This is a genomic window from Oleiphilus sp. HI0086, assembly GCF_001635225.1.
On sequence record NZ_LWFZ01000655.1, the window covers coordinates 1 to 12,267 of the forward strand.

The window sequence follows — 12,267 nt, forward strand, 5'->3', positions numbered from 1 at the left end:
TACATATCGTATGAGGAAGCTTTCATAGCTGTTTTAAGGATTTCTTGAAGATCTGCCGGTAGGCCTTCAAACTTCTTCTTATTAACCAGGAACTGAAGTTCAGCACCGGGCTCATGCCAACCGGTATAGTAATACGGTGCAATTTTGTGGAAACCCATGCGCAGGTCAAGAGAGGGGCCTACCCACTCGAGCGCATCAATGGTGCCGCGTTCAAGTGCGGTATATAACTCGCCTGGGGGAATATTCGTAGGTTTGGCGCCCAGTTTGGCAATGACTTCACCCGCGAAGCCAGGAATACGCATTTTCAATCCTTGCAGGTCTTCTACAGTATTAATTTCTTTCTGGAACCAGCCGCCCATCTGGTTAGCTGTGTTACCGCCAGGGAAGGACATGAGATTGTACTGGCCATATAGCTCATTCATTAATTCCATGCCACCGCCGTAGTAAAACCATGCATATTGTTCGGAGGCGATCATACCAAAAGGCATGGTAGTGAAGTACATGGTGGCAGGCACTTTACCTTTCCAATAGTAAGATGCAGAGTGGCCCATATCGTATTGGCCTGACTTAACCATATCGAAGATACCAAAAGGAGACTTATGCTTGTTTGAAGAGTGAATGACGACCTTTAAGCGACCGTTCGACATCTTCTCGACCATCGATGCCATATTCTTGGAGGTGTCACCAAAAATAGGAAAATTAGGCCCCCAGGTTTCTGCCAGTTTTAGCGTGTATGAGTCTTGTTTTTCTACTTTGTGGGTGTGTTCAACCTTGTCATCACAGGCAACTAAAAACTGAACTGATATGACGATTGCTAGAAAGCTCACGAATTTTCGTAGAGACATTTGTGGCATCCTTGTTATTTTTGAAAGTGGAGCGCGAAATTTAACAGAACTAGGGTGTGCTTGAAAGCGTGGAATTGCTTTTATAGGTTTCTATTCAGAGCCATTAAGGCTACTCTTCGAACTCTTTATATGGGACCAAAATACCTAATATGCATCGATTATTCGCACTTTTGTTATTTCCACTATCTGCTTGGTCTGGTGAAGATAATCTGCACTCTTTAAGCTTTAGTTATGGCGTGCATAGCGAAACGCTTAGCTTCAATAGTTTTGATGCTGATTTAAGCCCGGAATCTATAGATCTCACATACACCTTTATTAGCCAGAAAGGGCCGATGCTCACGCTGGATACTTGGCAAGAAACCGCAAATACTAGCTTTGCCCAAGATGCTGAGTTAGAGAAAAAGGTGTGGGGCTTTGGTGTTTCATTAGCCTACCCTGTTTTATCAGTTGATCTGGTATTGAGTTATGTCTATAGCAAACCCGAGATGAAGGCTTGGGCAGCGTCTGGTAATCGGCTTGAAGAATATAGCGAGACCAGTGAATACAGTGCGGGAGTTAGTGGCTATTTTGCTTATGATGCTTGGTCGCTCGTACCTTCACTTCAGCTTGGCTTCCAATATGTTGACTCCCTCAACCAAAGCTACCTCAATGAAAATGTTATTACTTTGGAAGCCAGTCAGTCTGGCTGGTTTGCGGCTCCGTCTTTGAGTTTAAGCTACTTCTATGAATTGAATAGCCACGCTGCATTAAGTCCATTTTTTGGCCTGTCCTGGACTAACTTCTTCCAAGGCGAAGGCTTGACGCGAACGAGTATCTTCCGCCGGAGTGCTTCATTAACGTCTAGCACTGAAAGTGATCTGGAAACCGATAGCTCTGGTTCAATCAACGCAGGCCTTGAGCTGTTAATCGATCGATATCAAGTCGAGTTATCGTTTGAAGAAGCGATTGACCTCGACAATATCGGTACCCAATGGAACCTGCGCTTTGGGCTGGTTTGGTAGAAGAAGTGACTAAGGCTTGCGAATATTACGTCTTAGCTTTGCTCTTTGGCTTGGGCTGAGCCGCTTGAAGCTCTGACGCAGCTTTTGCTTTTTTGCCTCTGGGAGTTGCTTAAATTTACGCATACTCTTTCTCAGAGAGTTCTGATGCTCAGCAGGCAGGGCTTTAAAGCGCTGCATTTTATCTTTTAAGGCCGAGCGTGCTTCAGGTGATAGCGTTTGCCATTTGGAAAAGCGCTGCTTCGCAAGTTCTCTTTGCTCCTTATCCATATTTGCCCAACGATTTGCCCCTGTAACCAAGGCTTCTTGCTTGGTTTTGTCTAAGCTATCCCATTGTGATTGAAAAGGGATGAGTAATATTTGGGTTTCGTTTGGCAAAGATGACCATTCCTCTGCAAAAGAAAGCGAAACAAAGCTGGCCAGTAATAATGTGATTAAGTGCTTGGGAAGCTTATTCATGGTTTGCCTCCTGTTCGCTATTTTCAGGTTCACTGGGCACCAAGTCGTGATCCTTGGAGTTGGACAGCTCGTTATCGCTAATCTGCTGTAAGTCGATAGGCGTTACAAGTTCTTTGCCATTGACGATTGTCTCGGCCAGAAACAGAAAGAAGCTCATATCTTGAATAGGCGCTTCGTTAGCTCGAACTTGAAAAGTAGTGAATGCATTAGCCATTACGCAGCTCACTAACAGATAAGGTTTCAGGTATTGTTTCATTTTCTAGTTGTTCCGATAACCAATAGGAGAATTCTAAATCTTCTGCAATATCCAAGTCTGTTTCGTCGAAGTTCGATAGTAGAACAAAGTCGTCAATATTTGCTTGAACAAGGTTTGGAATATTTTCTCCTTGCTTCTGTGGCAAATAGTTTATCAACAGAACAGCCGAAAAGCTTGCTGCCACTGTGAATCCTACTAAGGGGTGCCTAAACCATGGCTTTGAATTTTGTGCCATAGCGTCTTGTCTTGCTTGATATAGGCTGCGCTGTACTTTAGGGGAAAGATTCCGGGTACTTTCGTCCAGCGCTTGCTTAGCTCGTTGTTGAATTTCTTTATCGTTCATTCTCTTGACCTGAACTCTGGTTTACTGCAATTGCGCTTTTGATGAGCGCAGCTTTTCCATAGCGCGAAAGTAATGGCTCTTCACACTATTTTCGTTGATCTTCATTACTTCTGCAGTCTCCCGAACCGATAAACCTTCCCACGTCCTGAGTAAGAAGCATTGCTGCTGCTTGACTGGAAGTTGTTCGATGACTTTAAGTAAATGTTCTCCTAGTTTTTCACTGTCCAATAAGTTCAGTGGGTCTGCGCTGAGGTCAGCCATTTCGACTTCGCTTTCGGCGTCACTTTCATCAATTCGCCAGAAGAATATTTTCTTTTTTAGCTGCTCCTTACGGTGCCAATCCAAAATGCTGTTTTCCAATATTCTGAAGAATAGGGGTCTCAAGTCAGCAAGCGGCTTGTTGCTATACTTGTTGACGAGCTTGATCATCGCTTCTTGTACGATATCTAGCGCATCAGCTTCGTTTCGCGTAGCAAATTGGGTCATACGGAATGCCCGTTGCTCGACTTCTTTCAAAAAGTGCTCTATTTCCTGCACAGTTTGCCCATTCTGTCTTTGCTTCCCGAAACAGTGATTTTAGTTTATTGGACTACACGAATGGTCGTGTAGTCCAATTCTTTCTATTCCTGATCTTGCTCTAGGTCCTGCGGTTCGCTTAAACGTAGCGTCACATAATTTACGTCTAGTGACTTAAGGCTGTCGGTATACTGCCCCGTTGCAGTTAACTGATGCACTGCAAGGCCATTTTGTAGATACTCACTTGCCGAGCCAATAAAGCTGTCAAAATCCGTAAACATATGGACGCCTTCACCGCGAATCAAAATACTGAAACGTCCTTCTTCAGCAGTACTAACAAGCTTTTCAGGAGAGAAGCTTAACTGGCTTGAGCCGGGGATACCTTTCAAGTGTAGCTTTGTTCTAGCATCTTCAAGTGATAATACGATTTCACTCGACTCAATTGTTAGCCCTGTCGTACTAGGCGACTGCCATAAAGCGAACATTCGGGCAGGGTGGGAGCTAAAGTCCGGGTTGATAATGCTTAAGGCGTCAAAGTCTGATGGTGATGAGCCGAAAGAACTGGGGTAACCGCGTACCTGCATCCACTCATCTTCTTCGATAGCGCTAATATCCAGTGTAGAGCTGTTGATTTCATACTGTTCAGGTGAAGCATCATTAGCCGCATCAAGGCCTGTGCCACTAAAGTCAAAAAGATCAATTGGTCGTTTGTTGATATGGCTAAGATCCAACTCCAAAGGAGATGCCTGCACCACTTCGCCCACAATGGCATTGAGCTTCATTCTGACATGGCCTTGACTACTATCGAATTCATTATTGTCAGCGTTAAATTCACCCAACGCTAGTATTCGTTGCCCTACCGATAAATTGGCGATGCTGGCATCACCTAAGCGATAACCTGTGACAACAGTATCTTCAGTAACCGCCAGTGTGACTTCTGTCTGAAAGTGAGCCGCCTGGTCGCCAGTCTCGACGACTGCACCTTGAATCGAAATGCTTGAGTCACTGCGTGCAGTGATGATGCCTTTCAATACATCTTGTTCAGCCCAAGGAACACTGTTACCGGCGAGTACCTGTGTTGCCAAGTAGCGTTGCTCACCTTCTTCTGAAGGGCCACCAAAAGCAATAAGAGGGGTCTCCTCAGCTTGTTCTGCTAGTAAGCTTAAGCCTTCTTCAGACGTGTACTCAACGCCATCAATCTCATACAGTGTATTGTCATCGACATGGAAGTTGAAATCGCCAAAGGTTCCGCGACGTAAGCGCATCGGAATTAGTTTCATGTCGATGGTATTAGTGGCCAGATCAACACTTTCGAGTAAACCCCTTAGTCGATGTTCCCTATCGATATCCAGCTCGGTACTGCCGACCATGAAAGGCTCTACAGTTACTAAGGGTGGCTCGAAAGACTCAATAGTATTTGAGGCAGCCAAGTCTAAATCAAGCGTCAATTGAGCGGTTTTGAAAGGGGATATATTGATGCTATTGCCTTCATTAAGATTTAGCTCCACATCAATTTGAGTAATCGCATTGCCATTGGCATCTTGTATGGCAGCTTCATAAGAAGCACCCTCTTCGTCTTGAATAACGATATCAGCCTCACTGTAATCCAGGCCCAATATAACACTTTGGTATTCGCCTGCGGGTACAGACAATACGGCAAAAAGCTCAGAAAGCTCCTGATATTGTACAAAGTCTATTTCACTCTGAAGCGGTAGCACTTCGACAAGTGAGCCATTAGCTTTTTTGAGTTGTATGGATTCCAATTCAATTCGATAGGTCAAAAAGTCTTCTTCAGCGTCGGTGACGGCGACTTGCAAGTCTCCCATTAGTGCGGTGTCATCCTGGTTACTTGAGTCGCCACAGCCAGCCACAAAAAGACTGGTTGAAAAGGCAAAGGTATAAGCCAGTAGCTTTGATTGATTCATTTCTAACTCCATTTGTTTGTCGGTTGTATTGCGTAAACGAATGAAGTTAGAAAAGGTTTACACGGAGGAAGAAAAATTAATAACTTTTTGCAGATACATGATTTAGGAATAGAAATACATGTTAATCCGACATGGCTTCTTGCACGAAAGTTTGTACGATTTTCTGATAAGTGCCATCTTCGCGTATGCGCCTAAGTGCTGAATTAAAGTCGTTTAGAAATGGGGTCATCTTAAGTACTTTAGGAATAATTAGGTAAGCATCATTGATTGAAAAGGCATTGGGCAAAGCGCTCACTTTATCTTCGATTCCCAAAATGCGTGTATAAGAATCGCCTGATATCTGATCTAGTATGACGCAGTCGATTCTTCCCATGGCGAGAATTTTAAAATTATCGTGAGGGTCATTACATACATTTGGAGTGAATAAACCATTTTCTCTGGCTGTATCGAATGCTTGGCCATAGGACCAGCCGCGATTAACGCCAACAACCTTTCCTTTCAGGTCTTCAATTGAATTGAATTCAAAAGGCTTATCTTTATTGATAAATAAAACCAGTTTTTCCTGGTACAGTGGTGCGGAGTAATCGTAGGTTTTTATGCGCTCATCACTTTTATACGCGCCGCCGACAGCGCCTTTGCCGCTTGCGCTATACAATAAAGCGCGCTTCCAGGGTAACGCTTTAATTTCAGTTTTGAGCCCGGCCTGTTTGATGGTTGCTTCTAGTAGTCTTGGATATAAACCGTCAGCTTCTGTTTTTTCAACTTGATACATATAAGGCGGGTAACTTTTGTCGACAAATATGATCAATTTGTCATCGCCTTGAGCGTTGGCATGTGAAAAGCAGATTAAGACCAATAGTGCGAGAGCAAAAAGTTTTTGAGCAAGTAGAGAGACTACCACAGTAAGCTTCTTCTCCATTTCTAGTTTGCGAGTAATTTATTACATAGCAAGAGACCTTCTGTAATACGACAGGCAACCTCAACCTATCCCTTAATATTAGTTGGTTTTTGAAGATAAGCCTCAATTTGCATAAAAAAGGCAGTCTTTTAACTATACGTATAAAGTGACAAAGTACCTATAGCTTAGGGGTAAGTTAAGTAATCCATTGTTTTATAGACGTAATTCTCTTATGGTTAAGAAAATTATTCTGGCTTAGGAAGGTTATGTATGAGTGAACTGTCTCAAGAAGTATTGCAGGAATTTTCGGACCAAGTTGCCGAAATTTGTGAAAACATGCAATTGGAGCCAGATCAGATGCTAGACGCGATTGGCAGCACCTTTATTGGAGCCGTGCTTAGTTTTGGCAAAACCGATTATCGGGTAGAAGTCTCTGGAGTTGCCTCTGCAATGGTAGAAACGATTTTTGAAGCTGGGGATTGAGAGTAGAGCTAACTACAAAGTTTGCTTATAAGACCTTATGAAAGAGTATCCGACGACTGAAGGATGCGTACTTGATTGCTTGGTTATGGGTGCTTAACCATTATTGGGTATTAAATGGTATACGAGAGGTGACAAAGTGCCGAAGAATACAAGCACAACTTTAGGTGACCACTTTGATGGCTTTATTGCACAGCAAATTGATGAAGGTAGATAAACCTCGCGTCTTAATGAAAATCTCTAGAACGACTCTGTAAGCCTGCTAATTGTTCCGTCATGTCTTCTAGCTTGCCCGCAATCACATGGGTGACTTCTCCTTCACGTTCCAGGATGCCTTTGATCTTGAGGATTTTTGCGCTCAAGTAAGCTTTTTTTTGTGCCCGCGCCGTGCCTGCCCAAATAACGACATTGATGTTTCCGGTGTCATCTTCCAAGGTCATAAAGGTTACACCTGAAGCGGTTCCTGGGGATTGTTTTCCTGTGACGACACCGGCTATATCAACAAAGGATTGATGTTTAATCTTTGCTAGCTGTGTTGATCGGGTAAATTTTCCTAAGCAACCTATACGGTCTAATAAGGTAATAGGGTGCTGCTCAAGGCTTAGTTGTAGCGAGGCGTAATCTTCAATCAGGTTGTCAAAGTTGCTCGGCCGGTATTGGTATTGTGCTTCCTCTTTTACTTGCAGCTTTGCATCTTGCTCAGGTAGTGCCAAGTTTTGAGGCGGATTCATAAGCGCCCAGCGCGCTGCGTAGCGGTTTTCTGCAAAACATTGTAAAGCATTGGCAGAAGCGAGGGCCTCAAGGTCCTTTTGGTTCAATGTCAGCTGATGAAGTGCCTGTGCATTTTGATAACCAGCATTCGGGCGTTTGCTGAGAATTTCCCTGGCGCCTTTTTCGCTGAGGTTCTTTATCTGCCGTAAGCCTAACCTCATGGCGTGGCTGTAATGACTAGTGCCTTTTTCAGGCAGTTTTTCTAAACGATGGTCATAATCTGACTGGTTAATACATACGGGGCGTACTTCAATGTTGTGGCGTACAGCGTCTTGTACGAGCTGTGAAACGCTATAGAAACCCATGGGTAGGCTGTTGAGTAAGGATGTGTAGAACTCAACTGGGTAGTAATGCTTTAACCATGCAGAAGCGTATGCGAGTACGGCAAATGAAGCTGAATGACTCTCAGGAAAACCGTACTCTCCAAAGCCGCAGATTTGTTCAAAAATCCGTTCTGCAAAGGCTTGCTCATAGCCCCTTTCCAGCATCCCCTCAATCAGTTTCGATCTAAATTGCATCAGCTTACCCGTCTTTTTCCAAGAGGCCATGGCGCGTCTGAGTTGATCAGCTTCGCCCCCGGTAAATCCGGCGGCGACCATAGCCAGCTTGATCACTTGCTCCTGAAAAATGGGTACTCCCAGCGTGCGGGATAAGACTTCCTTAACAGCTTCCGAAGGGTATTCGATGTTCTCTTCACCATTACGCCGCTTTAGGAAGGGGTGAACCATATCTCCCTGTATTGGCCCGGGTCTGACAATAGCGATCTGAATCACCAGGTCATAATAATTTTCTGGTTTTAAACGTGGCAGCATACTCATCTGTGCACGAGACTCGATCTGGAACACGCCAATAGTGTCGGCTCGCTGAATCATCTGATAAACCTTTGGGTCATCCTGCATACGGGTGATATCTGCGATGCTCAAGTCTCGTTGGTGGTATTGTTGAATAAGGGAAAATGTCTTACGGATAGCGCTGAGCATACCGAGCGCCAATACATCGACTTTCAGTAGTCCAAGGCTTTCGAGGTCATCTTTATCCCATTGAATGACGGTACGTGCCTCCATACTGGCATTTTCGACAGGTACGAGTTCGTATAGCGGTCCGGATGAAATGACAAAGCCACCAACATGTTGTGAAAGGTGACGAGGAAATCCCATAATTTCATTAACGAGATTAATAAACTGCTGGCCTTTACCTGTGTCTGGGTTGAGTCCTAATTCGATGATCTGTGACTGCCAAGTCAAGCTGTGGTCACGTCGATTAACGTTCTTAATAAAAAACTCAAGTTGTGTTTCGGCGATACCTAAGGCTTTACCAACATCCCTGACGGCGCTTTTAAAGCGATAAGTGATGACGCTTGCAGCTAAGGCTGCTCGTTCTCGGCCGTATTTCTGATAAATATACTGAATGACTTCTTCACGGCGTTCGTGTTCGAAATCGACGTCGATATCAGGCGGCTCATTGCGCTCCTTACTGATAAAGCGCTCAAACAATACAGATATCTGGCGAGGGTCGACAGAGGTGATTTCCAGGCAATAACACACTACCGAGTTGGCTGCAGAGCCTCTTCCTTGATAAAGAATTCCTCTTTGTTTGGCGAACATTACAATGTCGTGGATCGTTAGGAAGAAGTAGGCATAGTCCAGCTCTGCAATTAGATTCAGCTCTTTGTCTATGGTTGACTGAATATGATCAGGAATACCTTGAGGGAAACGAAACCTCACGCCTTGTGTGACTAAAGTACGCAGGTAAGAGATGGGTGTTTCATTGTTCGGGACTAGCTCGCTAGGGTATTCGTAACGAAGTTCATTAAGCTTGAATTGGCATTGTTGGGCGATAACAAGAGTTTCGTGTAAATACTCCTCGCGAAACAGTTTGCTTATTTTCTGTCTGGACCTTAAACAACGCTCGGTATTGTTAAGTAGCTGCTTGCCAGACTGAGCAATGGTACGGCCTTTTCTGATGGCTGTCAGAGCGTGCTGTAGCGGTAGGCGTGTTGCGGTATGCATTAATACACCACCGCAGGCGGTGATGGCTAAGTCCCAACTTTCGGCCAAACGCTGGCAGTGCTGGATATATTGTTTATCGTTGTATTTCAGGTGGCGCTGTAAGCCAAGCCAAAGTCTGTTGGCGTGATGCTTCTTCAGCCATTTGGCTTGGGAATGGTCATGCGCCTTACCGCTGGGTAACCAGATAAGCAGGCAATGCTGAATGCTCATGATATCCCAGTCTGTTAATTGGTATTCACCTTTCTTGGCTCGACGTCTAGCATTCGTAATTAAGCGACATAGCTCGGCATAAGCTTGTCGATGGGGGCAGAGTAGTATCAATTCTAGATGTTTGCCGAGGCGGAAGAGGCTGCCGACAATCAGCTTTATTGGTAGCTGATGCTCTTTTATCGCCGTATGTGCTTTGACTACACCGGCGACTGAACATTCATCGGTAATAGCGAGTGCTTGATAGCCTAAAAATGAAGCCTGGATAGCCAGTTCTTCAGCATGAGACGCGCCTTCCAAAAAAGAGAAGTTACTCTGGCAGAAAAGCTCGGCATAGTGAGGCTGCATTAGGCAAATACTCCATGTAAATACCAACGTTGTTCAGGTGTTCTGAATACCCATAGCCAAGCGCCGCTATGTGCACGCGCAATAAAGTAGTCACGAATAACGTTTTGCTCATCCCACCAGCCTGTCGCGATACGTTCAGGCCCCTCAATAAGCGTGACGCGTTCTCTTAATACTTTTGGTTTGGGGAATAAAAGGCTGGGACGAAGCTTTGCTTTGTCGATTGTCAGGTGGTTCGCCATGCCTTTTTTTATAGGCCGGTTTTGATAGTTACGTAAACAGGTGCTTAGCTCAGGCCGTGGGTCATCTACTAAATCAATATTCTTAATTGAATCAGGGCCCAGTTTTGCCTGAAGTGTTGAGATGAGCTCTAAAGAAGAGCCATTACGCTGTCCGCCCTCAAAAAAATCCATGCTTTCTTCGTGCTTGGCTTTTGTTTTATGTGCCGAGATAGTGATGCCAATAACTGGCGAAGGGACTTTAACCGACTCAAAACGTAAGCTGAATAAATCCAGCCATACCTTTGCCAGATAATCACCTTTTGCTGAGCTGGCAAAAACTTCTTGAAAGCCTTTATCTCGTAAATGAAGTTGTAGTTTTAACTCATAGGCATAAAGATTTTGGATTCGTAAAAACTCTTCCAGTGCATTGAGTAAGCGCAGTAAGGGCTTTTCAAGAAGCTGAAGATTAGAGAGTTCAAATAGTAATTCCAAATAACGTGAAAACTGCATGGGAGGATGATAGAAATGGACGGCTTGTGGCAGAGTGCCGGTGAGTTGTCCGACATAATTAACCAGGGATAGGTCAAAACGTTTGGCAAGCTCTGCTGAGGGAACAGCCAGGAGTGCTTGCATGTCTCGAATACCGACACGTTGCAAGCGCTCAATTTGTTTATCAGGCAAGCGGCTTTCACTAAGCTTTTGCTGCTTGAGGTGCGCTAGCACTTGTTTACGTTCGTCACTAATCAGATTTAGGCCCGATCTTGCGAGTAGTTCAGCCGCTAGAGGTGAGTATGCACTGGCGTATTGATAATGGACTTGCTGTTTTTCCAAATGCTGTTTTAGGGTTTGCCAATAACTCGTGAGCCCATCATATAGGCTCAACATATTACTGACCCGTAACAACAAACCATTTGAACCGCAAAGGCTTATGTCGGAGGTGACTAAATAGAGCCAGTGAGCTATTTCAAGCAGTTTCTTTCTTTCTATTTCGGGATCATAAGCATGCACACAGAGCTCACGACATAAGGAGGCAGCGCTACCTAGCCCCATTCCCAAATGAATACCTTGCTGTAGGGCATGATCATTGGCTTGAACTACGATGTTTTTTTGACCATTGATTACGATAACGGCTTGCTGTTCGTCCTGATTGCATGCTGCCTGGTTTAAAAACAGGCTATCGATTTGTAGTGAAGGGAAGTGGAGGTAAAGCCATAAAGTTGATAGAGACATAGCATCACCTTTATACCGCTTTAGAAGCAGGGAAGGGGATGATGTTGTTCGTGTTTTGTAGTGCCAGTGAAGGCCAATAAGAAGACATATTGAGAGAGAATTCGGGTTTTGGCCAGGCACCTTTTTGTTTTGCGATGGTAATCGCGATACCTCGCTCTTCAGCCTTTAGTTGCAAGCTCAAATTGACTGGTAGTGAAAGGCTTTGCTGCTTTGCTGTTCGAAAGATGAACTGACGGCACTGCCCCTGATTACTGGCTAATTGTAAGCGTTGAATATGATGAACTTCTAGTTGGTTTTGCCACAGGAGTACGGCCTCACAGGCACCACTTTTCAAGCACTGTTCTGCAGACCACAAGGCTTCATTCGCAGAGTTAGTATTAATAAGTAGTATGCGCTCTAACTCAATGCCTTGATGATAAAAGAACTCAGCACTCAAAATACCTGGCGGGTTGATAAATATGCAGAGGCCTTGTTTGTTTATTAACGAGGGTAATAACAGGCGAAGCTCGCCGATACCACAAGTTGAGTGCAGCATTACAACGCCTTTTTTTGGAAAGCCGCCAGACAAGTGAACATCGAGCTCGGAGTAGCCGGATGTTTCGAACTCAGGTGCTTGTTGCCTACTCCGGCCATGCCAGATTAGCTGTTTCTTTTCGAGTAAATCAATGAAGTTTTTCATAGTAAATGCCTGTATGGATATACAGTATATTATTTCTTGAATATATTCTGCAAGTGTAATTTCAGTCGCCTATTTGGGGTCCTAG

12 protein-coding genes and 1 pseudogene are annotated in these 12,267 nt (G+C 44.5%); 3 read left to right on the forward strand and 10 right to left on the reverse strand.

Annotated elements, in window-relative coordinates; translation table 11 throughout:
- Positions 1-845 (reverse strand): TRAP transporter substrate-binding protein (locus A3756_RS09275; RefSeq protein ID WP_156490382.1); only part of this gene is annotated, 845 nt, incomplete at its 3' end.
- Between the two features lie 149 nt (positions 846-994).
- Between A3756_RS09275 and A3756_RS09280 the strand changes: the two genes are divergently transcribed.
- Positions 995-1,846 carry an autotransporter domain-containing protein gene (locus tag A3756_RS09280; protein WP_068512404.1) on the forward strand — a complete coding sequence of 284 codons (852 nt, stop codon included), beginning with the start codon at positions 995-997 and terminating at the stop codon, positions 1,844-1,846.
- Positions 1,847-1,855: 9 nt separating this feature from the next.
- On the opposite strand, the gene A3756_RS09285 is transcribed toward A3756_RS09280, so the two are convergent.
- The 6 genes and pseudogenes from A3756_RS09285 to A3756_RS09310 all read right to left on the reverse strand — a co-directional run bounded on the left by A3756_RS09285 (position 1,856) and on the right by A3756_RS09310 (position 6,261).
- Positions 1,856-2,302 (reverse strand): DUF3106 domain-containing protein, encoded by a 447-nt coding sequence (locus A3756_RS09285; RefSeq protein ID WP_068553381.1) that lies wholly within the window; start codon positions 2,300-2,302, stop codon positions 1,856-1,858.
- A complete protein-coding gene (locus tag A3756_RS09290; RefSeq protein WP_068512398.1) occupies positions 2,295-2,516 on the reverse strand; it encodes a hypothetical protein in 222 nt (73 codons plus the stop codon). Before A3756_RS09290 ends, A3756_RS09285 begins: the two co-directional genes overlap by 8 nt.
- Positions 2,509-2,901, reverse strand: coding sequence for a DUF3619 family protein (locus A3756_RS09295; protein WP_068512395.1), 393 nt, complete (start codon positions 2,899-2,901; stop codon positions 2,509-2,511). Before A3756_RS09295 ends, A3756_RS09290 begins: the two co-directional genes overlap by 8 nt.
- 21 nt (positions 2,902-2,922) lie before the next feature.
- Positions 2,923-3,441, reverse strand: a pseudogene (locus tag A3756_RS09300) (RNA polymerase sigma factor); the annotation flags it as partial.
- A gap of 80 nt (positions 3,442-3,521) precedes the next feature.
- The gene (locus tag A3756_RS09305) at positions 3,522-5,342 is read right to left on the reverse strand and encodes a DUF4382 domain-containing protein (protein ID WP_068553382.1); all 1,821 of its coding nucleotides are present in this window, start codon (positions 5,340-5,342) and stop codon (positions 3,522-3,524) included.
- A gap of 121 nt (positions 5,343-5,463) precedes the next feature.
- Positions 5,464-6,261 carry an ABC transporter substrate-binding protein gene (locus A3756_RS09310; protein WP_068553383.1) on the reverse strand — a complete coding sequence of 266 codons (798 nt, stop codon included), beginning with the start codon at positions 6,259-6,261 and terminating at the stop codon, positions 5,464-5,466.
- A gap of 249 nt (positions 6,262-6,510) precedes the next feature.
- On the opposite strand from A3756_RS09310, the gene A3756_RS09315 reads away from it, so the two are divergent.
- Entirely contained in the window at positions 6,511-6,723 is a 213-nt protein-coding gene (locus A3756_RS09315; protein ID WP_068553384.1) for a hypothetical protein, read from the forward strand.
- Between the two features lie 136 nt (positions 6,724-6,859).
- A complete protein-coding gene (locus tag A3756_RS29210) occupies positions 6,860-6,937 on the forward strand; it encodes a type II toxin-antitoxin system ParD family antitoxin (RefSeq protein WP_156490383.1) in 78 nt (25 codons plus the stop codon).
- Between the two features lie 10 nt (positions 6,938-6,947).
- Here A3756_RS29210 and A3756_RS09320 read toward each other — a convergent pair whose 3' ends face one another.
- The 3 genes from A3756_RS09320 to imuA are packed head-to-tail and all read right to left on the reverse strand — an operon-like array spanning position 6,948 to position 12,182.
- Entirely contained in the window at positions 6,948-10,055 is a 3,108-nt protein-coding gene (locus tag A3756_RS09320; protein WP_068509141.1) for an error-prone DNA polymerase, read from the reverse strand.
- Positions 10,055-11,503: a DNA polymerase Y family protein gene (locus A3756_RS09325; protein ID WP_068509143.1), complete on the reverse strand. Its 1,449-nt coding sequence runs from the start codon at positions 11,501-11,503 to the stop codon at positions 10,055-10,057. Before A3756_RS09325 ends, A3756_RS09320 begins: the two co-directional genes overlap by 1 nt.
- A gap of 10 nt (positions 11,504-11,513) precedes the next feature.
- Complete coding sequence (imuA, locus tag A3756_RS09330; protein WP_068509144.1) at positions 11,514-12,182, reverse strand: translesion DNA synthesis-associated protein ImuA; 669 nt, start codon at positions 12,180-12,182, stop codon at positions 11,514-11,516.
- Between the last annotated feature and the right edge of the window lie 85 nt (positions 12,183-12,267).